The 23266-nt window shown below is 43.9% G+C and carries 19 protein-coding genes and 1 riboswitch; of the genes, 3 read left to right on the top strand and 16 right to left on the bottom strand.

Annotated elements, in window-relative coordinates:
- Positions 1 to 230 precede the first annotated feature (230 nt).
- The 3 genes from AB5627_RS06040 (at position 231) to AB5627_RS06050 (ending at position 2487) form a co-directional block, all read left to right on the top strand.
- The gene (locus tag AB5627_RS06040; protein ID WP_022287408.1) at positions 231 to 1247 is read left to right on the top strand and encodes a stage V sporulation protein AD; all 1017 of its coding nucleotides are present in this window, start codon (positions 231 to 233) and stop codon (positions 1245 to 1247) included.
- On the top strand, positions 1247 to 1603 hold the full coding sequence (gene spoVAE / locus AB5627_RS06045) for a stage V sporulation protein AE (protein WP_022287409.1): 357 nt from the start codon (positions 1247 to 1249) through the stop codon (positions 1601 to 1603). The genes AB5627_RS06040 and spoVAE overlap by 1 nt, the downstream gene beginning before the upstream one ends.
- 65 nt (positions 1604 to 1668) lie before the next feature.
- Positions 1669 to 2487, top strand: a complete 819-nt coding sequence (locus tag AB5627_RS06050) for an AraC family transcriptional regulator (protein ID WP_051706839.1) — start codon at positions 1669 to 1671, stop codon at positions 2485 to 2487.
- Between the two features lie 294 nt (positions 2488 to 2781).
- On the opposite strand, the gene AB5627_RS06055 is transcribed toward AB5627_RS06050, so the two are convergent.
- The 16 genes from AB5627_RS06055 to AB5627_RS06130 all read right to left on the bottom strand — a co-directional run bounded on the left by AB5627_RS06055 (position 2782) and on the right by AB5627_RS06130 (position 22699).
- Positions 2782 to 3987 (bottom strand): LL-diaminopimelate aminotransferase, encoded by a 1206-nt coding sequence (locus AB5627_RS06055; protein ID WP_022287411.1) that lies wholly within the window; start codon positions 3985 to 3987, stop codon positions 2782 to 2784.
- Between the two features lie 130 nt (positions 3988 to 4117).
- Positions 4118 to 8173: a carbamoyl-phosphate synthase large subunit gene (carB, locus tag AB5627_RS06060; RefSeq protein WP_081856044.1), complete on the bottom strand. Its 4056-nt coding sequence runs from the start codon at positions 8171 to 8173 to the stop codon at positions 4118 to 4120.
- Positions 8174 to 8494: 321 nt separating this feature from the next.
- Positions 8495 to 9577 carry a carbamoyl phosphate synthase small subunit gene (locus tag AB5627_RS06065; protein WP_302838402.1) on the bottom strand — a complete coding sequence of 361 codons (1083 nt, stop codon included), beginning with the start codon at positions 9575 to 9577 and terminating at the stop codon, positions 8495 to 8497.
- A gap of 145 nt (positions 9578 to 9722) precedes the next feature.
- The gene (locus tag AB5627_RS06070) at positions 9723 to 10220 is read right to left on the bottom strand and encodes a DUF2798 domain-containing protein (RefSeq protein ID WP_265290543.1); all 498 of its coding nucleotides are present in this window, start codon (positions 10218 to 10220) and stop codon (positions 9723 to 9725) included.
- Positions 10221 to 10480: 260 nt separating this feature from the next.
- The gene (gene pflA / locus AB5627_RS06075) at positions 10481 to 11224 is read right to left on the bottom strand and encodes a pyruvate formate-lyase-activating protein (protein WP_256320260.1); all 744 of its coding nucleotides are present in this window, start codon (positions 11222 to 11224) and stop codon (positions 10481 to 10483) included.
- A 256-nt stretch (positions 11225 to 11480) separates the two neighbouring features.
- Positions 11481 to 11732, bottom strand: coding sequence for an autonomous glycyl radical cofactor GrcA3 (gene grcA3 / locus AB5627_RS06080; RefSeq protein WP_022287416.1), 252 nt, complete (start codon positions 11730 to 11732; stop codon positions 11481 to 11483).
- Between the two features lie 75 nt (positions 11733 to 11807).
- Positions 11808 to 12035, bottom strand: a complete 228-nt coding sequence (locus AB5627_RS06085; protein ID WP_022287417.1) for a hypothetical protein — start codon at positions 12033 to 12035, stop codon at positions 11808 to 11810.
- Positions 12025 to 14103 carry a formate C-acetyltransferase gene (gene pflB / locus AB5627_RS06090; protein WP_278634642.1) on the bottom strand — a complete coding sequence of 693 codons (2079 nt, stop codon included), beginning with the start codon at positions 14101 to 14103 and terminating at the stop codon, positions 12025 to 12027. Before pflB ends, AB5627_RS06085 begins: the two co-directional genes overlap by 11 nt.
- A 482-nt stretch (positions 14104 to 14585) precedes the next feature.
- Positions 14586 to 16004: a pyruvate kinase gene (pyk, locus tag AB5627_RS06095; protein ID WP_046439974.1), complete on the bottom strand. Its 1419-nt coding sequence runs from the start codon at positions 16002 to 16004 to the stop codon at positions 14586 to 14588.
- 198 nt (positions 16005 to 16202) lie between these two features.
- Complete coding sequence (gene thiE, locus AB5627_RS06100) at positions 16203 to 16844, bottom strand: thiamine phosphate synthase (RefSeq protein ID WP_278340124.1); 642 nt, start codon at positions 16842 to 16844, stop codon at positions 16203 to 16205.
- A gap of 22 nt (positions 16845 to 16866) precedes the next feature.
- The gene (locus AB5627_RS06105) at positions 16867 to 17337 is read right to left on the bottom strand and encodes a GNAT family N-acetyltransferase (RefSeq protein ID WP_278340125.1); all 471 of its coding nucleotides are present in this window, start codon (positions 17335 to 17337) and stop codon (positions 16867 to 16869) included.
- Positions 17338 to 17477: 140 nt separating this feature from the next.
- A complete protein-coding gene (thiM, locus tag AB5627_RS06110) occupies positions 17478 to 18296 on the bottom strand; it encodes a hydroxyethylthiazole kinase (protein WP_333635075.1) in 819 nt (272 codons plus the stop codon).
- Complete coding sequence (gene thiW, locus AB5627_RS06115) at positions 18296 to 18817, bottom strand: energy coupling factor transporter S component ThiW (RefSeq protein WP_022287423.1); 522 nt, start codon at positions 18815 to 18817, stop codon at positions 18296 to 18298. The genes thiM and thiW overlap by 1 nt, the downstream gene beginning before the upstream one ends.
- A 321-nt stretch (positions 18818 to 19138) precedes the next feature.
- Entirely contained in the window at positions 19139 to 20452 is a 1314-nt protein-coding gene (thiC, locus tag AB5627_RS06120) for a phosphomethylpyrimidine synthase ThiC (protein WP_117856616.1), read from the bottom strand.
- Positions 20449 to 21252 carry a bifunctional hydroxymethylpyrimidine kinase/phosphomethylpyrimidine kinase gene (thiD, locus tag AB5627_RS06125; protein ID WP_022287425.1) on the bottom strand — a complete coding sequence of 268 codons (804 nt, stop codon included), beginning with the start codon at positions 21250 to 21252 and terminating at the stop codon, positions 20449 to 20451. The genes thiC and thiD overlap by 4 nt, the downstream gene beginning before the upstream one ends.
- Positions 21253 to 21314: 62 nt before the next feature.
- Positions 21315 to 21420, bottom strand: a riboswitch (TPP riboswitch).
- A 289-nt stretch (positions 21421 to 21709) separates the two neighbouring features.
- A complete protein-coding gene (locus tag AB5627_RS06130) occupies positions 21710 to 22699 on the bottom strand; it encodes a C40 family peptidase (RefSeq protein ID WP_051706835.1) in 990 nt (329 codons plus the stop codon).
- Positions 22700 to 23266: the final 567 nt, after the last annotated feature.

The following is a 23266-nucleotide window of genomic DNA, read 5'->3' on the forward strand; positions in this document are numbered from 1 at the left end:
TATCCTCCCTTCACACATACCACTTAACAAAACACTACATAATCAACAATAAATCGACTATTTAATTATATCTTTTTTTTGTGAATATGTCAACGATTTTGAGATCAAAACAAGCTTATTTTAAGATAGTTTTAAGTTTACGTTTAAAACACCAAACTTTTTTTGCATATTTTCATCTGCAATGTAGAAAATAACATCAAATGACGATATTCATCAATAGGAGTGATAAAATGAAAGCCACTAAGCTTATGAAAACCTCACCCTCTGTCATCTCTTTCGCAGCCATAGGCGGCAAGAAAGAAAACGAAGGACCTTTGGGCGACTATTTTGACAAAATAAATGACGATCCCTATTTATCCACAGATAGCTTTGAAAAGGGCGAAAGTCAGCTTCAAAAGCAGGCAGTGCTTCACGCTTTGGATAAAGCCGCCCTCTCCCCAGAGGATATAGACGTGCTTTTCGGCGGTGACCTGCTAAATCAGTGTGTCGGCACTACCTATGGCGTGAGAGCCTTTGAAATGCCCTTTCTCGGCATTTACGGAGCCTGCTCCACCATGGCGGAGGGACTTCTCCTCGCCTCTCTTTTCGTTGACAACGACCTCGCAAAAAAAGCAATGGCGGTCACATCTTCCCACTTCTGCACCGCTGAAAGACAGTACCGCTTTCCCCTCAACTACGGTGGACAGCGCACTCCCACATCTCAGTGGACAGCCACAGCCTCAGGCTCATTGGTGGTTGCCCCCTCGGACAAGCCCCCCTACATCAGGGGCTGTACTATCGGAAAAATAGTTGACTGGGGCGTGAGCGATGCCAACAACATGGGTGCAGCCATGGCACCTGCAGCCTTTTCCACCATAAGCACATTTTTCACCGACACAGGCATGACCCCCTCCGACTTCGATTATATTGTCACAGGCGACCTTGGCAAAGTTGGAAGCCGTATTCTCTGTGAGCTTTTCGGGCGTGAAAATATAAATATCCGTGACAATCATAAAGATTGCGGCATGATGCTCTATGACTTTGACGAGCAGGATATCCACGCAGGGGGAAGCGGCTGTGGCTGTGCAGGAAGCGTTCTGTGCGGCTATTTTCTCCCGAAGCTCCGTGCAGGTGAAATAAAAAATATCCTCTTTGCTGCCACGGGTGCGCTAATGTCACCAACAGTAAATCAGCAAGGGGAATCTATCCCCTCTATCTCACATCTCGTGTGGCTGTCAGGGGAAAAAGATATGAAAGGAGCAATCTAATGGACTATCTATGGGCTTTTCTTATAGGAGGTCTTTTTTGTGCCATAGGACAGGTGCTTATGGACTTCACAAAACTGACCCCCGCACGAATACTGGTGGCATACGTCACAGGCGGCGTGCTTCTGGGTGCGCTGGGACTTTATAAGCCACTTATAGACCTCGCAGGCTGTGGCGCAACTGTCCCTCTCACGGGCTTCGGCTATCTTCTCTATAACGGTGTCCGTGAACAGATAGATAAAATAGGCTTCCTAGGCATTTTCACAGGGGGACTTACCGCCTCCGCCGCAGGTATAACTGCAGCCATGACATTCGCCTTTATCTTTTCGCTTTTCTTTAAAAGCTCAGCAAAAGAATAGTTTTATCTTGACAAACCCCAAACCCAGTGGTATTATAAAGATATGTAAATTGGGGGTGCAGAATAATGTACAAACAGATATATCCCGTCATAGGCGACGAAAAAAACCTGCCCTTTTATGTGGTAGGTCTGGGACTTGAAAGCTGGCAGTTTCCAATAAAACGTGCAGATGGCTACGAGTACCCACAAATATTTTTGTCACGCTCAGGGGAGGGCGAGGTCATAATAAACGGAGAAACCACAAAAATACCGCCCGATACTGTTTTCTATATCCCCCCATTCTGTCCTCATGAGTATCATGCGCTAAGCGATGCGTGGTATCTGGATTGGATAGCCTTTTCCGGCTCACAGGTCATTCCCCTCTTGGAGCAGTGGAAGCTTAATAAGTTCACCGCCATTCAAGGGGTAGATATGGACAGATTACGCCGTATCATAACACGCATCTATTATACTCTGAAAAGTGATAAGCTTTATGGCAATCATTACGCTTCAGCACAGCTTTACGACTTTCTTATAGAATATCGTAAAATAGCTGATAACAGGCTTTCGTCATTTTATACCGCACAATCTGTTGCCTTGGCAGACGTATTGCAGTATATTGAAGAGCATTATCCGGAGCAAATAAAGCTTAACGAGCTTGCAAAAATCGCAGGAGTATCCGAGCAGCACTTATGCAGACTTTTCAAGAAAAATTTTCAGCTCAGACCTATGGAGTATCTTGCGCAAGTAAGGGTACAGCACGCAAAGGATCTGCTTGTGTATTCCAACAAGACCATAGGTGAGATATCAGATGAAACGGGCTTTCAGGACGGATCTTATTTCTCCGTGGTATTCAAACGGTATGAAAATATGACTCCGGGAGAGTATCGGAGAATAAAGGTGTAGGCAAAGTGAGAAGTGAGGAGTGAGGAATGGCATAGCCAAACCTAGCAAAGAGCCACTACCAAGTAGAAGAAACACAAACTAAAGCAAATAACAAAGCGGTGTCGGAGTAAAAAATCTGCACCGCTTTTACTATCTCATTTTAAAACCCCACCCCGCAAAGAGCGAAGCGATTTTGCGGCGGTAGAATTTGCGAACAAAAAAAGAGCGGTCAAAACCGCCCTTTTAAAATCATATAAAACCTATCCGAGAATATCAGAGTAAAAGCAAGAATAATTCCTCACTCCTAACTCCTCACTACTTAGAAAGCAGCTTCTTTATTCTCTCCATAGCCTCAACAGTTCTGTCCTTGTCACCAAAAGCAGTAAGTCTGAACCAGCCTTCGCCGTTCTTGCCAAAACCTGCGCCAGGTGTGCCAACAACATTTGCATTCTCAAGAAGATAATCAAAGAACTCCCATGAACCCATGTTGTTAGGGCATTTCAGCCAAATGTATGGCGAGTTCTTGCCGCCTGTGTACTTGATACCAAGCTCGTCAAGTGTGAAAGCCATTACCTTTGCGTTGTTCTGATAGTATTCAATGTTGGCTCTTGTCTGTTTCTGACCCTCCTCAGTGAATACAGCCGCAGCAGCACACTGAACAGGATATGATACACCGTTGAACTTTGAGCCTTCACGTCTGCCCCAAAGCTGAGCGATAGATACTTCGCTGCCGTCAGATGCCTTAACAACAAGCTCGTGTGGGATAACTGTATATCCGCATCTCATACCGGTAAAGCCTGCTGTCTTTGAAAGTGAGCACATCTCGATAGCACATTCCTTTGCACCCTCAACAGCAAAAATACTTCTTGGTACGTCCTTTTCGGTAATGAATGCCTCGTATGCAGAATCGTAAATGATGATAGCGTTGTTCTTCTTTGCATAGTCTATCCAAACTTTAAGCTGCTCCTTAGTGTAAACAGAACCCGTTGGATTGTTAGGTGAGCAAAGATAAATAATGTCGCACTTTACGTTCTCGTCAGGCATAGCCGCAAAGTTGTTCTCCTCGTTTGAATCAGCATAAATTACCTTTCTGCCGTTCATAAGGTTTGTGTCAACATATACAGGATATGCAGGGTCTGTGATAAGCACTACATTGTCGTCACCGAAAATGTCAACAATGTTTCCGCAGTCAGACTTTGCACCGTCGTTTATCCTGATGTCGTCAGCAGGAATGTCAACACCGAAACTCTTGTAGTAGCCTGCAACAGCCTCTTTCAGGAAGTCATATCCTGCACCGCTGTCCTCATAGCCCTTGAATGTTTCCTTGACGCCCATTTCGTCAGCACCCTTTTTCATTGCCTCAACAACGCACTTTGCGATAGGCTGAGTAACGTCGCCGATACCCATTCTGATAATGTCAGCCTCAGGATGAGCCTCAGTGAAAGCCTTTACCTTCTTGGCAATGTTTATAAAAAGATAATTCTTTTCCAGCTTGAGAAAATTTTCGTTTATACTTGGCATAATTCCAACTCCTTTTCATTTTTGCGACCCGAAGTTTCACGGGTCAAACTTATAAAACGCACACAGCCGCAAAGCACATTCAAAACGCTCTGCGGCTGCCGCTTTTTTAACGCAGTGTCCGCTGCGAAATTTACATTACGATGTGACCTGAGAATACTGTTACAGCGTCGCCTGTAAGATATACAGCCTCGTCTGTGTATCTTATCTTAAGAGTGCCTCCCTTAAGTATAACAGATATTTCTTCGTCCTTTTTGCAGAATCCGTTAAGAACAGCCGCAACTGCTGCTGCACAAGCACCGGTGCCGCAAGCCCAAGTTTCGCCGGAGCCTCTCTCCCATACTCTCATCTTGAGTGTGTGGTCATCGATCACCTTGATGAACTCAGCGTTCACTCTCTCAGGGAATATCTTGTCATGCTCGAACTCAGGACCTACCTTGTCAATGTCAAGGCTGTCAACATTGTTCATGAATACAACAGCGTGTGGGTTGCCCATTGAAACGCAGGTGATGTTGTAGTCATTTCCTGCAATGTTCACCTTTCTGTCAACTACCCTGCCGTTCTCGTCAGGCTCAAGTTCAACAGGAACAAGGTGAGGAGCAAGAATAGCCTTGCCCATGTTTACAGTAGCACCGCTTACCTCACCGTAGTGACGGATAAGTGAAACTGTCATGATACCCGAAAGTGTTTCGATAGTCATTTCGTCCTTGTCAACAATGCCGTTATCTCTCATGAACTTAGCAACGCATCTGATACCGTTTCCGCACATCTTGCCCTCAGAACCGTCAAGATTGAACATTCTCATCTTAGCGTCTGCGACCTTTGAACGGCAGATAAGGATAACACCGTCACCGCCGATACCGAAGTGTCTGTCAGACAGATTGAGTGCCAGACCCTCAGGATTGTCTATTCTCTGATCAAAGCAGTTGAAGTAGATGTAGTCATTGCCGCAGCCCTGCATCTTTGTGAACTCAAATGTCTGCTTTTCAGTTCTCATGTTGTTGATATCAACTATCTCAGTAGTTGACTCAGTGTATTTACTTCTGATAGATGCCGCAATAGCGTTTGCAGTGTCGATAGAAGTCAGACAAGGAATGTTCCACTCAACTGTCTTTCTTCTTATCTTAACAGAATCTCTTGTAGGTATTCTGCCCTTTGAAGAAGTAGAGATAACGTAAGCTATCTTTCCGCTCTCGATAAGCGTGAGAGTGTTGTTGTCCTCGTTCTCGTGTATCTTAGCCACTACCTCAGCGTCAATGCCGTGCTCATGAAGCACCTTAGCAGTGCCGTTTGTAGCGTATATCTTAAATCCAAGGTCAGCGAACATCTTAGCCGTCTGTGGTATCTCGCCCTTGTCAGAATCTCTGACAGTGATGAATACTCCGCCCTTCTTGCCAAGCTTATAGCCAGCAGCAGTAAGACCCTTATACAGTGACTCCTCGAGGGAGTTAGAAACTGCAAGCACCTCACCTGTTGACTTCATCTCAGGTCCAAGGTGGTTGTCAACGCCGATAAGCTTCTCGAATGAGAATACAGGAACTTTGACCGCAACATATGGTGAATTTCTGTAAAGACCAGTGCCGTAGCCCATGTCTTTCAGCTTTTCGCCCAGCATACACTTAGTAGCAAGGTCTACCATAGGAACGCCCGTTACCTTAGAGATATAAGGGATAGTTCTTGAAGAACGTGGGTTTACCTCGATAACATATATCTCGTCATGGTATGCAATATACTGAATGTTTACAAGACCCTTTGTGTTAAGTGCGATAGCAAGCTTCTTTGAGCACTCGATAATTCTGTTTATCAGGCTGTCAGAAACGTTCCATGCAGGATAAACTGCAATAGAGTCGCCTGAGTGGATACCTGTTCTCTCGATATGCTCCATGATACCAGGGATAAGGATATCCTCGCCGTCACAGATAGCGTCTATCTCAAGCTCAGTACCCATAAGATACTTGTCTATAAGTACAGGGTTCTCGATTCCCTGGTCGAGAATGATAGCCATGTATTCCTTGATATCGTCATCGTTGAATGCGATTATCATGTTCTGTCCGCCGAGAACGTAAGAAGGTCTCATAAGAACAGGATAATGTATCTTATTTGCAACTTCAAGAGCCTCGTCACAAGTCATAACAGTGAAGCCCTGAGGTCTCTTTATTTTCAGCTGTTCAAGCAGCTCGTCAAATCTCTCTCTGTCCTCAGCAGCGTCGATAGCGTCAGGAGGAGTACCAAGAATGTTTACACCATGTTCAGCCATATGCTTTGTAAGCTTGATAGCAGTCTGTCCGCCGAATGCCACAACAACGCCGACAGGCTTCTCAACTCTGATGATGTTCATAACGTCCTCGTCGGTAAGAGGCTCGAAATAAAGTCTGTCAGCAGTATCAAAGTCAGTTGAAACTGTCTCAGGGTTGTTGTTTACGATAACAACGTCATATCCCTTTTCTTTCAAAGCCCATACGCAGTGAACAGACGCATAGTCGAACTCGATACCCTGACCTATTCTGATAGGACCTGAACCGAATACTATAACAGTCTTTCTGTCATGACCTCTGTTTGCAATGAACTCGCTTGCCTCGTCCTCGTTGTCATATGTTGAGTAGAAGTAAGGTGTCATAGCCGCAAACTCAGCCGCACAGGTATCAACCATTTTAAATACAGCATGAACAGGCTTTTCTATCTTCTTGCCGGTTATCTTCTCAATGACCTTATCAGTATAGCCTATCTTCTTAGCTTCAAGATAAGTTTCCTCGTTGAAGTCATTTTTGAGTGTCTTTTCCATGTCGATAAGCTTGCAGAGCTTGTAGAGAAACCACTCGTCTATCTTAGAGATGCTGTGTATCTCATCAACAGAAACGCCACGTCTGAGAGCCTCGTATACAACGAAAAGTCTTTCGTCTGTGCAGTCAGAAAGTCTGTCATGGATAGTCTTGTCATCAAGGTCAAGCATCTTAGGTGAGATAAGGCAGTCATGACCTATCTCAGCACCTCTTACAGCCTTCATTATAGCCTGCTCAAAAGTAGAGCCGATAGCCATAACCTCACCTGTAGCCTTCATCTGTGTACCAAGCTCACGCTTAGCATAAACGAACTTGTCGAAAGGCCACTTAGGGAGCTTAACAACAACATAGTCAAGGGCAGGCTCAAAGCAAGCATAAGTCTTGCCTGTTACAGCATTCTTTATCTCGTCAAGAGTATATCCGATAGCTATCTGAGCTGCGACCTTAGCGATAGGATAACCTGTCGCCTTAGAAGCAAGTGCGGAAGAACGTGAAACTCTAGGGTTTACCTCGATAACAGCATACTCGAAGCTGTCAGGGTTAAGAGCGAACTGACAGTTACAGCCACCCTCTACTTTAAGAGTATCGATTATCTTCAAAGCCGCAGAACGGAGCATCTGATATTCCTTATCAGCCAGCGTAACAGCAGGAGCGATAACGATAGAGTCGCCTGTGTGAACACCAACAGGGTCAAAGTTCTCCATTGAGCAAACAGTGATAACGTTGCCCTTAGCGTCTCTCATTACCTCGAACTCTATCTCTTTCCAGCCTGCGATACATTTCTCAACAAGCACCTGAGTGATAGGTGAAAGATAAAGACCGTTTCTTGTGATCTCTTTCAGTTCTTCTTCATCATTAACTATACCGCCGCCTGTACCTCCAAGTGTAAAGGCTGGTCTGATGATAAGAGGATAACCGATACCAGGCTGATTAGCGAAGTCTACAGCGTCCTCAACAGTATTAACGACCTTTGAAGGGATACATGGCTGACCGATAGACTCCATAGTGTCCTTGAACATCTGTCTGTCCTCAGCCTTGTCGATAGTTTCAGGGTTAGCACCAAGAAGCTTAACATTATACTTGTCAAGGAATCCCTCCTTAGCAAGCTGCATAGAAAGCGTAAGACCCGTCTGACCGCCAAGGGTAGAAAGCAGGCTGTCAGGGCGTTCTTTTTTGATAACTCTCTTAACAGTTTCAAGAGTAAGCGGCTCAATGTATATCTTGTCAGCCATAGCATTGTCCGTCATGATAGTAGCAGGGTTAGAGTTTATAAGAATAACCTCAAGGCCCTCCTGCTTGAGCGCACGGCAAGCCTGTGTACCTGCATAGTCAAACTCTGCAGCCTGACCTATAACGATAGGACCCGAGCCGATAACGAGAACTCGCTTTATATCTTTATTTAAAGGCACTTAAATTCAATCCTTTCTGAAAAGTTTAGGGAAACACTGAAAGTGAGGAGTGAGGAGTGAGGAGTTATCCCTTCTCACACTCTCGAAAACCGCACCCAGCAGCCCTCTGTGTTAAAGCTTAACGACCTCAGTAAAACATAATGTAGGGGCGAACAGCGTTCGCCCGTTCACTATCACGACCGCCCCATATAAAAGCCGCTCGAATAATGAACACTACAATAGTCATATCAAACACATTCCGTCAGCCACGGGCGAACACTGTTCGCCCCTACTGTTGCAGAAACTGAGATCAATAATTTCTATACTTCAAAAAATCAGAGCTTACTTCTTGTTAGTGTCAATGAGCTCAATAAACTCATCAAACAAGAAGTCAGTATCATGCGGACCACCACAAGCCTCTGGGTGGAACTGTACAGAAAATGCAGGCTCGTTGAGATATCTGATACCCTCACAAGTGCCGTCATTGGCATTTACATAAAGCACCTTTGCTTCACCCTCAGGGAGCGAATCGTTCTCTACTGCATATCCATGGTTCTGTGATGTTATGTAAACTCTGCCTGTTTCAGTGTTCTCAGCAGGCTGGTTCGCACCTCTGTGACCATACTTCAGCTTGTGTGTCATCGCACCATGTGCAAGCGCCAAAAGCTGATGACCCAAGCAAATTCCAAAAGTAGGTATCTTCATCTCAGAAAGCTTTTTAAGCTCCTCGATTATCTCCACATTCTCCGCAGGATCTCCAGGTCCATTTGAAAGCATTATGCCGTCAGGTGCAAGCTCCTTTATCCTCTCTGCCTTAGTATAAGCAGGAACAACAGTTACCTCGCAGCCTCTCTTAACAAGCTCTCTTCCAATGTTGTGCTTTGCACCGAAATCGTAAAGCACTACCTTTCTCTTGACCTCTCCCTCAGGCTCGAATGTCTTCTCCTCCGAGCAGGTCGTGTTCTTTACAGCCTCAACTATCGTGTAGTTCTTCAGATCTGTCAGTCCTAAGCTTGAACCCTCAGGAACGATCTTTCCGTTCATAACACCCGACTCACGAACTATTTTTGTGAGCTGACGAGTGTCGATACCGTAAAGACCAACGATGTTATGCTGCTTTAAAAAAGTGTCAAGATCACCCTCACAACGGAAGTTGCTAGGCTCTTGACACCAATCTCTAACAATATAAGCTTTAACATGAGGACATTCACTTTCAAAATCCTCAGGAATAACACCATAGTTACCAATTAGCGGAAATGTCTGAACAACTATCTGTCCGTAGTAACTAGGGTCAGTAAGTGTTTCGAGATAGCCTGTCATGGCCGTAGTAAAAACAATTTCGCCAATAGCTTCGCCAGCTGCGCCGAAACTTTTACCCTCGAAAATAGTACCGTTCTCCAAAATCAGATACGCCTTCTGCACTATAAGCTCCTCCTTTTTCACGCAAATTTTTACGATTACTATTATAACACAACCGCCTGCCTTTGTAAAGGCTTTTAACACTTTTTTTAGTTTTTATTTTTCAGTGTAAAATAAAAAACGAGTAGACTAAAGTCCACTCGTAAAAACCTTATTCCGCAGCCGCAGAAACAGCCCCGCTTTTCTGTTCACGTTCTCTGAAAATAAGTCCGAAGACGAATCTAACTATCGGACCTGCAAAGAAAAGCTGCCAGCAAAGAGCCATAGGAAAGTTCATAGCCGTTGTTTCTAACCATACCGCAATAACTTCCCTGCCTGCGTCCTTAAAAAGCAGCGTAGCCGCAAGGCTCATGAGTGGGCACATAAAAATAACAGAGATAACAGATATGGCAAGCACAAGATGAAAAGGATTATCCTTTCTCATATCAACAATGCTGAAAGCCTTTTTCTTTGCTATCTTTCCCACAGCAAAAAAGTCAAGAACAAAAGCTATCGGAGCCATTATCACAAGCTCGTGAAACGCCTTGAGAAATACGGCATTTGACATTCCGCCAATGTTGAGTGCAATGTTGTAGCATATCATGGCGTATACCATCACAAACACCATCAGCACCGTAAAAACTATCTCCTGAAACAAATTCTTTGGCATAAAAAAATCCTCCTTATGATATCAAACCTACAGCCCTTTCGCAGACGCTGTGTTGTTCGTTATCATTCAGAGAATGTGCGTTTCCAATATAAACCTGTCTTAACAATATTCTATTGCTGTATTCCTTACTCATTCATTTTACCATATTTTAAGCCTGCCGTCAATTATCCAAATATGCAGAATATTTTCAAAAACTTGTCGAGAAAAATATATACTTTTACACAAAAAAACGAGCAGACCAAAGTCTACTCGTCTAAATACTATTTTCTCTTTTTCAACGCCGCTTTAAGCCCTCTCATGATAACATCTCTCGCCTTAACAGCGTCCTCCTTGTCAAGAGGCGGCGTGTCACCAAGAGGATAATCTATACCGAGCTGCTCATACTTTACCTTGCCCATAGTGTGATAAGGCAAAACGTCAAGCGCTTTCAAAGTCTTTAGCTGAGAAATAAATTCGCCCAGCCTGAAAAGATATTCTTCCTTGTCCGTGATACCCGGCACAACAACATGACGTATCCATATAGGCACACCATGCTCCGACAAAAACTTTGCAAACGCAAGAATGTTGTCATTGTAATGTCCCGTAAGCTTCTTGTGTTCCTCACGGTCAATATGCTTGATATCCAGCATAACAAGGTCAGTACATTTGCAAAGCCTTTCAAACTTTTCCGTGCTGTCAGGCGTAAAAGTGATGCCCGAGCTGTCAAGACAGGTGTGTATCCCCTTTTTCTTAGCCTTTTCAAAAAGCTCCGTCACAAAGTCTATCTGTACCAAAGGCTCACCGCCCGTGCAGGTAATTCCGCCATTTTTCATGAACTCTTTTACCGAGTCATATTCCGCCAGCAGACTTTCAACCGTCCTTTTCGTTCCTGTACCTATCTTCCAAGTATCAGGATTGTGGCAGTAAAGACACCGCATAGGACAGCCCTGAAAGAAAATAACAAACCTTATCCCCGGTCCGTCCACCGTACCAAAGCTTTCCGTAGAATGTATAAATCCCTCCATGGGATATCCCTCCTTTTTTATTTCGCATGAACGCACGCCCGTTCAGCCTGCACAAACCATTCTGTAGGGGACGGCGCCCTCGACGTCCCGTTTCTGCTCGCTCACAAATTTATATCACCGCACAGCTATCCACAAAAAGTAACAAACGAGCGGCAACTCTCATCCACATAAAACAAGAAGTTCCATGTAAGACGACGCCGACCGCCCGTGTGCATATTATCCGCAAAGAAACTCATTCTATGCGGCAAAGCTCAAATTAAAGGCTCTTGTGGAACGTTCTTGAAATAACGTCGTCCTGCTGCTCCTTAGTAAGCTTTACGAAGTTTACAGCATAGCCTGAAACTCTGATAGTGAGCTGTGGATACTTCTCAGGGTGAGCCTGAGCGTCCAGAAGAGTTTCTCTGTTAAGTACATTTACATTAAGGTGATGACCGCCTTTTTCAGCATATCCGTCAAGAAGTCCGATAAGGTTGTCTACCTGTGCCTCTGTTGGTTCAAAGTTTGCCATAGTATTACATTCCTTTCTTAGTATTTATGGAAAACAAGCGGAGAACGAACCTCCGCCGTTTTCTAAAATAGGGAGTTAATCTTCATCTCTGTCAACAGCGTCCTCTTCTGTAGGCTGACAGCAAGCCGTCTTGCCGTCACCGCCACAATCGGAAGTGCTGTAAGTTTTAACGTTCAGACCTTCTTCAGTTTCGTCAATGTCTATCGTAAGATGACCCTGACCGCCCATCATAAGTCTGTCAATGACGTCAACAAGCTCGTTTACCTGAGCCTCGTCCTCGTCCTTTTTAACATTAAACCCCATCTTCGTTAAGCTCCTTAGCTATGCTTTCGATATCAAGGTCGCCCATGAATACCTTGTCGTCCTTGCCAAGAGCGTCAGGAATGATAGAGAATGTGTTTGAGATACCGTCCTGAGCGTGTCTGAATGGCAGCTTAGCAACTGAAGAAAGTGAAGCAGATGCACCGTGAGTATCTCTGCCGTGCATTGGGTTAGCACCAGGAGCAAGAGGCACACCGATCTTTCTTCCGTCAGGTGTAGAACCAGTCTTCTTACCATAAACAACGTTAGATGTGATAGTAAGGATAGACATTGTAGGAACACCATCTCTGTATGTGTGGTGCTTTCTGATCTTGTCCATAAATGTTCTAACGAGGTCAACTGCGATCTTGTCAACTCTCTCGTCGTTGTTACCATACTTAGGGAAATCGCCCTCAACTTCATAGTCAGTTACGATTCCGTCCTCATCTCTGATGCACTTTACCTTAGCGTACTTGATAGCAGAAAGTGAGTCAGCAACAACTGACAGACCTGCGATACCTGTAGCGAAGTATCTCTTGACATCTCTGTCATGAAGAGCCATCTGAACTCTCTCATAAGAATACTTATCGTGCATATAGTGGATAACGTTCAGTGTATTTACATACAGACCAGCCAGCCACTCCATCATATCGTCATACTTAGCCATTACATCATCATAATCGAGGTAATCGCCCGTAACAGGACGATACTTAGGACCAACCTGTATCTTAAGTCTTTCGTCAACACCGCCGTTGATAGCATAAAGCAAGCACTTAGCAAGGTTAGCTCTTGCACCGAAGAACTGCATTTCCTTACCGATCCTCATTGAAGATACACAGCAAGCGATAGCGTAGTCGTCACCGTGTGTAACTCTCATAAGGTCGTCGTTCTCGTACTGGATAGCAGAAGTCTTGATAGAAGTCTTAGCACAGAACTTCTTGAAGTTTACAGGAAGCTTTGTGCTCCACAGAACTGTCATGTTTGGCTCTGGTGCAGGACCAAGGTTCTCAAGTGTGTGGAGATATCTGAATGAAGTCTTTGTTACCATTGGAACGCCGTCGATAGAAACGCCACCGATAGACTCTGTTACCCAAGTTGGGTCGCCTGAGAACAGTGAGTTGTACTCAGGTGTTCTAGCGAACTTAACAAGTCTGAGCTTCATGATGAAGTGGTCGACAAGCTCCTGAGCCTCCTGCTCTGTGAGGATACCTCTGTCCATATCTCTCTTGATGTATATATCGATAAATGTAGAAGTTCTGCCAAGTGACATCGCAGCACCGTTCTGCTCCTTAACAGCAGCAAGGTAGCCGAAGTACAGCCACTGGATAGCTTCCTTAGCGTTCTTAGCAGGACGTGAGATATCGTAGCCGTAGATCTCGCCCAACTTCTTGAGTTCGCCAAGGGCTCTGATCTGCTCAGAAAGCTCTTCTCTGAGTCTGATGTTCTTAGAAGTCATTCTTACCAGTGAAGTAGCAAGCTGATCCTTCTTGTCCTCAACGAGATAGTCTATACCATAAAGAGCAACTCTTCTGTAGTCGCCTATGATTCTTCCTCTGCCGTAAGCGTCTGGAAGGCCTGTGATGATAGCAGCGTGTCTGGCAAGCTTCATCTCAGGTGTGTAAGCGTCAAAAACGCCCTGATTGTGAGTTTTTCTATATTCAGTAAAGATCTTTACAACTTCAGGATCAACTGTGTAGCCGTTCTGCTCGCAAGCATTCATAGCCATTCTGATACCGCCGAAAGGCTGAAGAGAACGCTTGAAAGGCTTGTCAGTCTGGAAACCAACGATCTTTTCAAGATCCTTGTTAAGGTAACCAGGGCCGTGTGAGGTGATAGTAGAAACGATCTTAGTGTCCATATCGAGAACACCGCCGGCTTCTCTCTCCTTCTTTGAAAGCTCCATTACCTGTTCCCAGAGCTTAGTAGTTGCTTCTGTAGGGCCTGTAAGGAAGCTGTCGTCACCGTCATATGGTGTGAAGTTCTTCTGGATAAAATCACGAAGATTGATAGAAGTGTTTGACCATCTGCCGGGCTTAAAGCCTTCCCATTCGTCATAAAACTGTCTTTCCATTTTATACTCTCCTGACATAAGATTTCGGGCAGCACATATTACCTCAATATTCAGTATTGCATACCTATTAATAATACTACCGCTCGTATGTTAAAATAATAACACACTTCAAAATCAAAGTCAAGTCACATTCAGAAATATTACTCTTACGCCATACTTCTTTCATATGTTAGAATTGGTTACCCAATTCACGGAAAATTATTTGAATAAAAAAAGTGATCGCCTCCAAAAAGCCCAAACATTTTTTGCAACAAAAGCGGTGCAGAGCATTCCGCTCCGACACCGCTTTGTAATTGATTTTTTTGCAATTGTTCTATTGCTTTTCTGCACCGCTTAGTAGGCTTGTTCCTATTAAGGCTCTGCCTCAAGCTCCGACAGAGCTTTGCCCTGTACCTTTTGCTCGCTTCACTCGTGTGTGCTTTTACTTTGTGTTGGTGATTTGCTCGGTATGGCGCTGCCATTCCTCACTCCTCACTTAAAAACTACGCTCTCTCGACTTTGAGCAGATTTGTCGTTCCGCTCATTCCAAGCGGTACTCCTGCTGTAATAACGACAAGGTCGCCCTTCTTCAGATAGCCAAGCTCCACAGAACGCTCCAGAGCGTGTCTGATGAGTTCGTCAGTGTTTGTTTTCTCTTCGATAACGCCTGCTCTGATACCCCATGAAAGGCTGAGCTGATGATATGTTGTATCGTCAGTTGTAAGTGCGATTATAGGACAGTTCGGACGGAATTTTGAAAGCGTTCTTGCTGTTGTTCCGCCCTTTGTAACTGTCAGGATCGCTACAGCATTAAGGTCATGGGCAGTTGTAACAGTAGCGTGTGAGATAGCGTCAGTGATAGATGAATTTCTCTCATCTGCTCTTTTCTTGAAACGTGAGATATAGTCGATATCCTTTTCGGTCGTTTCTGCGATAAGGCTCATGGTCTTGACAGCCTCAACAGGATATTTACCTGCGGCAGTTTCCCCTGAAAGCATTATAGCAGACGAGCCGTCATAAATAGCGTTTGCAACGTCGGTTATCTCAGCTCTTGTAGGACGTGCGTTTGTTATCATAGACTCCAGCATCTGAGTAGCTGTAATAACGTTCTTGCCTGCGTTGTAGGCTTTTCTGATAAGCTCTTTCTGGATAGCAGGTATCTGCTCGAAAGGTATCTCAACGCCCATATCTCCTCTTGCTACCATTATTCCGTCAGCAGCGTCAAGGATCTCGTCAATATTGGCAACACCCTGAGCGTTTTCTATCTTAGCGATAATTCTAGGATTGAACCAGCCAAGGCTCTGAGTAAATTTTCTAAGATAAATAACGTCAGCGCCTGTTCTTACGAATGAAGCAGCGATATAGTCAAATCCCATTTTTGCGCCAAATTCAAGGTCAGCCATATCAGCGTCAGAGATATAAGGCATAGAAAGGTTTACGTCAGGTACGTTGATACCCTTGTGGTCGGAAACAACTCCGCCGTGGATTACTTCGCAAACGATGTCAGTGTTGTCAACTCTCAGTGCTTTCAGCTCGATATTTCCGTCATTGATAAGTATTCTGGTGCCTACAGAAACGTCCTTTGGAAGCTGTGGGAATGTGATAGAGCAGATAGTTTCGTCACCCTCCACTTCTCTTGTGGTAAGTGTGAATGTATCGCCGTCCTTGATAGTAACAGGCTTGTGATCCTTAAAGTTTTTAAGTCTTACCTCAGGTCCTTTTGTATCAAGAAGAGTTGCAATATTAACGCCAAGTTCTTCCCTTAGCTTGCATACAGTTTCAAAACGAGCCTTATGAACACTGTGGTCAGAGTGTGAGAAATTGAATCTCGCAACGTCCATGCCGTTTTTCATAAGCTCACGCATAATGTTTTCGTCATCTGTGGAAGGTCCGATAGTGCATACGATCTTAGTTTTTTTCATTTTTACTCTCCTAACATACATTACTATTTCAACGCATTAGCGTTTTAATCCAAAAAAACAAAGCTTTTTCATTTATTATAACCGATTTTAACTTAATCGTCAATAGCACAATGTATAATTTGTGTAAAATCGAAAAACAAAATCATACATTTTTCAAAACAAAAAACGGACGATCTTAATAACCGCCCGTTCAACATCTTATCTTCCGAAACAATCCTCGCAAAGCTCACGAAGATCCTTTGCCGCCTTTTCAATATCAGGCTGAGATACCACCGCAGAAACTACCGCAGCGCCGTCAATACCCATACCCTTAAAGTTCGGCACAGTTTTTTGATTAACTCCGCCTATTATTACGATAGGGATATCCACAGCGGCTCTTATTTCTACAAGTTGTTCCTTTGTGACAGCTCTTGCGTCTGTCTTTGTGTTGGTGGCATACATTGCACCAACGCCAAGGTAATCTGCACCGTCTGCCTGTGCTTTTTTAGCTTCTTCAAGAGTTGCCGCAGAAATACCTATTATCTTGTCCTCACCGAGGATTTTTCTTGCAACTGCACATGGCATATCGCTCTGTCCCAGATGAACGCCTGCACAATCAACAGCCTGTGCGATATCAAGTCTGTCGTTGATGATAAGCGGCACATTGTATTTGTCCGTTATCTTTTTTACTCTGACTGCAAGCTCATAGAACTCTCTTGAAGTGCAGTCCTTTTCTCTTAGCTGGATAACTGTACAGCCGCCTTTTACGCCATCCTCTACCGACTGCTCGATAGTTTCGCAGGACATAAGTCCACGGTCAGTGCAGAGATAAAGCGTGTAGTCAATTTTCGATTTGTCCATTTTTTTACCCTCTTATCTTTTATCATAAAATAACTTCCATACCTGTCTTGTATGGCTTCAACCCTGCTTTTTCGTAAAATTTTCTTGCCGATGGATTACACTCCCACACGTTGAGAGTAACATTATAACAGCCCTGCTCTTTAGCGAATTTCTTCACCGCCTCGAAAAGCACCGAGCCGATATGCTGACCTCTGCAATTTTCATCAACGCACAGATCGTCGATATACAAAGTCTTTATATCCGTGAGAACATTGTCGCCCTTATGCTCCTGAAACACACAAAAAGCGTAGCCCTTCATCACATCATTTTCATCAACTGCGGCAAATATAGGCTTTGTTTTATCCTTGAGCATAGCTTTAAGCTCGTTATCAGTATACTTTTTCGCGCCCTCTTTAAAAAGGTCAGGTCTGCCCTGCTGATGAACTCTCTCTACCTGATAGAGCAAGCTGTTCATCTGCGGTATATCCTTTTCACAAGCAAATCTTACGGTCATTTTTCATTCTCCTTTGTATGAAAAAGTATAATATGCAATGCAAACGGACGAACGCTGTTCGCCCCTGCAAGCAACATCACCACATAAAATTTAGTGGCATCACATTGATATGATACCACTAAATCTGAAATATTGCAATACTAAACTTCTTCTATCTTAGCCTTAGCCGCAAATACCTGACTATTCATTTTGCTGATTGCGTCAATGATAGAAATATGGAAGCTTCCTGAGCCCATCTCTCCAGCATTTTCATATGCGAACTCGCCTGCTATGCCCATGCTTGCAATGCCTGTTACAGCGGCGGTATACATATCGTCGCAAGCACCTGCAAATGAGCCTACAAGTCCTGTTGTCATACAGCCTGTGCCTGTTACCTTTGAAAGATATGGGTGACCGTTTGATATCCTTGCGACTCTTTTTCCGTCTGTTATTGTATCCACCGCACCAGTGATAGCTGCAACGCAGTTATACTTTGCGGCTGTTTTTTTCGCAACGGAAACAGGGTCGTTTTTCTCGTCAGCTTCCGAGGTGTCAACACCCTTTGTGGAAACTTCTAGTCCTGCAAGATATGACATTTCAGAAAGGTTTCCTCTGAGTATGCTTATTTTCACATTTTCAAGTATACGCTTTGCAGTTTCATTTCTGAAATTTGATGCGCCTGCTCCAACCGGGTCAAAAACCACAGGAACGCCAAGCTCGTTGGCTTTCTTTCCAGCAGCTACCATTGACTCGACCGTTCTTGCATTGAGAGTACCCATGTTTATAACGAGAGCCTTTGAGATAGAAGTTATATCTGCTGCTTCTGCGATATCGTCTGCCATGATAGGCGAAGCGCCAATGGCGAGAATGCAGTTTGCAACGTCATTTACAGTAACATAATTTGTGATACAATGCACCAAAGGGCATATATCTCTTACCTTGTCTGCTGCTTTCGCACAGCTTTCAATTATAGTGCCCATTATGCTCTTACCTCCTTTGAGAAGCCAAGGAAATTATCAAATACTTTTGCCTTTTTAAGAGCTGTAACGATAACGATAGCAAGAACTGTACCGCCTGCACAGCTTACAAAGAAAGGCAGGATATAAACTGTTATTGCTGCGGCTGGTGCGCCAACGAGAAATCTTGCAACAGGATATGCAAGAAGTCCGCCGAGGACTGATGTGCCGAAAAGTTCGCCGACATAAGCGACAGGGAGCTTCTTTATGTACTTATAGAGCATACCTGCAACGAATGCGCCAACCATTGAGCCTGGGAACGCAAGGAGAGAGCCAAGTCCCAGAAGATTTCTGAGAAGTGCGGCTGTGAAGCCAACGCCCACTGCCCATGCAGGTCCAAGGAAAACTGCACCGATTATGTTTACAAGGTGCTGAACAGGTGCGCACTTTGAAGCGCCGATAGGGAACGAAACAAGCGAGCCTACCACTGCAAGGGCTACCAATACTGCTGCGAATACCAATTTGTGAATGTTTGTCTTTTTCATTTTTATTCCTCCATATCGTATCGCACCGCCGAACGAAAAAGAGCAAGTTATCCAGCGGCGCACAGACCATGGCTATGCTATCCGCTCACGGTCTGACGTAAATTATTTTCGGTCGGTGCTCCATTGCACCCTCTCACCCCGAAACACGGGTTCCCTCGCTGAATACTTTTTATGAAAAAGTTCGCAAGACGCTCCTCTTGCACATTACATTCTTTTTATATCTGCTCTCATGTAATTGTCCGATTTTTCGTACAATTGTCGAGCTGACATTCAATTTTTATATCATGCGGGCGAACGCCGTTCGCCCCTACATCGAGTTTTCTACTTCTCTGAGCAGAATTTCACTTCTTTGCCCTCGAGTATCATGTTTGTTGTTCTAACGGCACACATCTTGCCGCACATTGAGCAGGTATGTCTGTCGGCAGGTGGGGTCTGCTCAAAGAATCTTCTTGCCTTTTCACCGTCAAGTGCTATCTCGAACATTTCGTCCCAATCCATTTTGTGACGTGCCGCTGCCATTTTATCGTCGATATCTCTTGCACCCTTTACGCCCTTTGCAATATCTGCGGCATGGGCTGCTATCTTGCTGGCGATAATGCCCTCCTTAACGTCGCCAACGTCAGGAAGTCTGAGATGCTCGGCAGGGGTAACATAGCAGAGGAAGTCTGCACCGCTTGCTGCGGCTATTGCTCCGCCGATAGCTGATGTGATATGGTCATAGCCAGGGGCGATATCTGTTACCAGAGGTCCAAGTACATAGAAAGGTGCACCATGGCATATCTTCTTTTCCATTATCATATTTGCGGCGATCTCGTTCATTGCCATATGGCCAGGGCCTTCTACCATTACCTGAACGTCCTTTTCCCACGCTCTCTTTGTGAGGTTGCCAAGCTCGATAAGCTCGGAGATCTGAGCGGCGTCGGAAGCGTCTGCAAGACATCCCGGACGGAGTGCGTCGCCAAGTGAGATAGTTACGTCATACTCTCTGAGTATTTCAAGCACCTCGTCATAATACTCAAAGAATGGGTTTTCATTGCCTGTCATCATCATCCATGCGAAGAGCAGTGAACCGCCACGGGAAACGATATTCATTTTTCTTCCCTCACGTCTGAAAGCTTCGATTGCACGTCTGTTGATACCTGCGTGGATAGTCATAAAGTCAACGCCCTCTTCTGCATGGGCTTTTACTACCTTAAGAAAGTCCTGAGCGGATATCTCAAGGAGGTCTTTATCGAGGTAGCCGATAGCGTCATACATAGGAACAGTGCCTATCATGGCAGGCGACTTTGCTACTAGCTCTTTTCTGAAAGTATTGGTCTTGCCGTAGTTTGACAGATCCATGATAGCTTCAGCGCCGAACTTGATAGCCATATCCACTTTCTGCATCTCAATGTCATAATTCTTAGCGTCCCCTGAGATACCGAGATTTACGTTTATCTTAGTTTTAAGACCTTTACCGATACCCTCGGCAGAGAGAGCAGTATGGTTTACGTTGGCAGGGATCGCCACCTGACCTGCTGCAACAAGAGCCATAAGCTCGTTTACGTCCATATTTTCTTTCTTAGCCACTGTTTCCATTTCAGGGGTAACGATACCCTTTTTAGCGGCTTCCATTTGAGTTTTATAATTTCTCATAGAACAGTTCCTTTCAAATCGTAATAGTCATAAAAGTGATTAACGGGGCTATGTCCTTTGCCCACTGTGAATGATTTTTCTATTGCCTCGGTGATATAGTTTTTCGCCTTTGTTACAGCGGAGAGCATATCCATACCGTGGGCAAGGTTTGCAGTTATGGCAGATGACAAAGTACAGCCAGTGCCATGGGTATTAGGCGAATCAACACGCTTGCAGACAAGCTTATGAACACCCTCTGGGGTACAGAGATAATCCACAGCGTCGCCAGTGAGATGACCGCCTTTGACGAGGACGTTTTTTACGCCCATATCCATTATTATCCTTGCGGCTTTTTCCATATGGTTTTCATTCTTTATCTCCAAGCCTGAGATAGCTTCAGCTTCGGGGATATTCGGTGTAAGGAGCGTAACTATAGGAAAGAGCTTTTCCCTCATGGTGGAAACAGTTCCGCCCTCAGAGAGAGCGTCGCCGCTTGTAGCGACCATGACGGGATCGCAGACGATAATACTTGGTTTATACTCATTAAGCTTATCCGCAACTGCTGAAATAATTTCGGCAGTTGGGAGCATACCGAGTTTTACGGCATCGACGTGGATATCCTCAAACACAGCGTCTATCTGTTTTTGTATCTCCTCAACGGGTACGTTGAAAACAGACAGCACACGGGTAGTATTTTCAGCGACGACAGAGGTAATAACGCTCATGCCGAAAGTTTCATTAGCGCTGAAGGCTTTAAGGTCGGCTTGTATACCTGCGCCACCGGAGCAATCCGAGCCTGCCACTGACAAACATTTTAACATACTTTATTCCTTTCTTATGGAAAAGGGGAAACAAAAAAACCTCCTGACCATGCAGGAGGTAAATTTACACAAAACTTGCTTCCTACACTGGTCTTGACCAACAGGTTCAAAGGGTCAGGTTTTACCTTCTCAACCCAGCTTTTTGCTTGGGTCCCCCTGCAAACTTTATTCGATTTTTCGCAGTTTTTCTGCTTTTTTATTATAACACCGGTCAGCGAGATTGTCAAGGAAAAATTGTGTAGATATCGCAAGTATTATCGAGCAAACAAAATCGGGCTGTCGAGGGCGCCAGCCCCTACATTTACATTTGAAAATTTGCCGATACAGTTATTCGACAGTTTGTTATGCCGCAAGATCGCTCTGCTCGGTGTTTCCTCTACTTTGTGTTGGTGTTCAGCTCGGTTTGACTCCGCCATTCCTCACTCCTCACTCCTCACTTAGCTCTGCTCCTCACTTACTACAGTATTCTCCTGATAGTGTTTATCTTTCCGCAATACTTGATATTTGCAAGAGGCTGTATTCTGATCCCATAATATGTACTCATAGCATGGACTATTTTTCCACCGCCTATATACATTGCTACATGGCCATAGTTATTACAGATTATCAGGTCTCCTGCTTCTATATTCTTCAAAGACACTGCTTTTCCCATTTTCGCCTGCGAATATACGCTGTTATACATATTAACACCGGCTTTTCTATAGGCTTGCATTGTCAATCCACAGCAGTCCGTTGCCTTATACTTTGTTCCGCCCCAGACATATCTTCCGCCGTTCATGCTTGCGGCATAATCAACGGCTGTTTTTATTCTTGCTTTTCTCTCAGGTGTACGCTTCACACCTTTTCCTACCTTGACGTACTTACCCTTATGATCGCCTTCATTGATAAGGACATAATTTGCTCCGCCGATATTCTTGCTCTGACCTGCCACACGCTTATTTTTATCGGTAGTGAGAGTACCCGACACAGCCACAGAGGCTTTTGTTTTTGAGGATTTCTTGAACCTACCGTTTTTAAAGCTATAAAGCTGAACGTTTTTATCTATATAATAGTATGTTTTTGCTGCTGTCTTTACGTTGAGGACCGATGACTCTGACTTGGCACTGCCGTTTACCGCTTTGACGGTGACTTTATATTTTGTGGAAGCTTTAAGATAAAGCTTGCCGTCATTGGTTATATTTATATAGTTATCCTTTTTAAGTGCCTGCCATGTATATTTTCTTACATAGCGTCCGTTTACATAGACCTCAAATGTAGTCTTTGATGAAAAGCTGGTGAGATTTTTTACTCCTGCTTCTATTTTGTTTGAATACGCTTGTCTTTTTATCAAAACAGGTTTTGTCATCAAGTCAGCGGCAGAAGCTGTTATAACATTCACATAAGTCTTAGCGGATTCCTGCGGTGCAAATGCCACAAAGCTTATCATTATAACTGATGAAATTATCACTGCTGTTATTTTTCTTATTATGTTGATAACGGATCAGTCCTTTCCGGTTTTTGTATTCATGTACTTATACGATTTCATTTATACTATTATACACCGTAAATTATTACAATCTGTAATAATTAAGTTTCTATTTTGTAAACCTTTATGATAATATTATACATTTTTGTTTATCGTTAGTATATTAATCTCCTATTTTAATGCAGTTGTTGGTGCTTTCTTGCATTATCATGAACAGCATATCATTATTTATTAATATTATATAAATATAATTTATGACAATCTTACAAATATAAGAAAAACATCATCTTATGGTTTGGTCGATTTAATCAAGAAAATTCTACAAATTGGTATTAGTCTTTTGCATCACTTGCGAAAACGTTTGCTACTATAAAATTACAGCATTCTCAAAGATTGAGAACGATATGTGAAAACTAAAATTATTTTGCGTAAATTAATTGTGAAAAGTGACAAAAAAGCCGTTCACAATCAGTGAAAAAGTTCTGAAAATTAATTTTTTATAAATAAAATATTGCGAATACCATTGACAAACATAGTTTACTGTAGTAT

It is taken from the genome of Ruminococcus sp. RTP21198st1_G1_RTP21198_201120 (assembly GCF_040924265.1).
Lineage (GTDB): Bacteria > Bacillota > Clostridia > Oscillospirales > Ruminococcaceae > Hominimerdicola > Hominimerdicola aceti.

What these genes read in the sequence shown, in the direction of transcription:
- AB5627_RS06050 (WP_051706839.1), top strand. Translation starts at nt 1,669, where the DNA reads ATGTACAAACAGATATATCCCGTCATAGGCGACGAAAAAAACCTGCCC.
- AB5627_RS06055 (WP_022287411.1), bottom strand. Translation starts at nt 3,987, where the DNA reads ATGCCAAGTATAAACGAAAATTTTCTCAAGCTGGAAAAGAATTATCTT.
- grcA3 (WP_022287416.1), bottom strand. Translation starts at nt 11,732, where the DNA reads ATGGCAAACTTTGAACCAACAGAGGCACAGGTAGACAACCTTATCGGA.
- AB5627_RS06040 (WP_022287408.1), top strand. Translation starts at nt 231, where the DNA reads ATGAAAGCCACTAAGCTTATGAAAACCTCACCCTCTGTCATCTCTTTC.
- AB5627_RS06085 (WP_022287417.1), bottom strand. Translation starts at nt 12,035, where the DNA reads ATGGGGTTTAATGTTAAAAAGGACGAGGACGAGGCTCAGGTAAACGAG.
- thiD (WP_022287425.1), bottom strand. Translation starts at nt 21,252, where the DNA reads ATGTTAAAATGTTTGTCAGTGGCAGGCTCGGATTGCTCCGGTGGCGCA.
- pflB (WP_278634642.1), bottom strand. Translation starts at nt 14,103, where the DNA reads ATGGAAAGACAGTTTTATGACGAATGGGAAGGCTTTAAGCCCGGCAGA.
- AB5627_RS06105 (WP_278340125.1), bottom strand. Translation starts at nt 17,337, where the DNA reads ATGACCGTAAGATTTGCTTGTGAAAAGGATATACCGCAGATGAACAGC.
- pflA (WP_256320260.1), bottom strand. Translation starts at nt 11,224, where the DNA reads ATGGAGGGATTTATACATTCTACGGAAAGCTTTGGTACGGTGGACGGA.
- pyk (WP_046439974.1), bottom strand. Translation starts at nt 16,004, where the DNA reads ATGAAAAAAACTAAGATCGTATGCACTATCGGACCTTCCACAGATGAC.
- spoVAE (WP_022287409.1), top strand. Translation starts at nt 1,247, where the DNA reads ATGGACTATCTATGGGCTTTTCTTATAGGAGGTCTTTTTTGTGCCATA.
- AB5627_RS06070 (WP_265290543.1), bottom strand. Translation starts at nt 10,220, where the DNA reads ATGCCAAAGAATTTGTTTCAGGAGATAGTTTTTACGGTGCTGATGGTG.
- thiW (WP_022287423.1), bottom strand. Translation starts at nt 18,817, where the DNA reads ATGAAAAAGACAAACATTCACAAATTGGTATTCGCAGCAGTATTGGTA.
- thiE (WP_278340124.1), bottom strand. Translation starts at nt 16,844, where the DNA reads ATGGACAAATCGAAAATTGACTACACGCTTTATCTCTGCACTGACCGT.
- thiC (WP_117856616.1), bottom strand. Translation starts at nt 20,452, where the DNA reads ATGAGAAATTATAAAACTCAAATGGAAGCCGCTAAAAAGGGTATCGTT.
- thiM (WP_333635075.1), bottom strand. Translation starts at nt 18,296, where the DNA reads ATGGGCACTATAATTGAAAGCTGTGCGAAAGCAGCAGACAAGGTAAGA.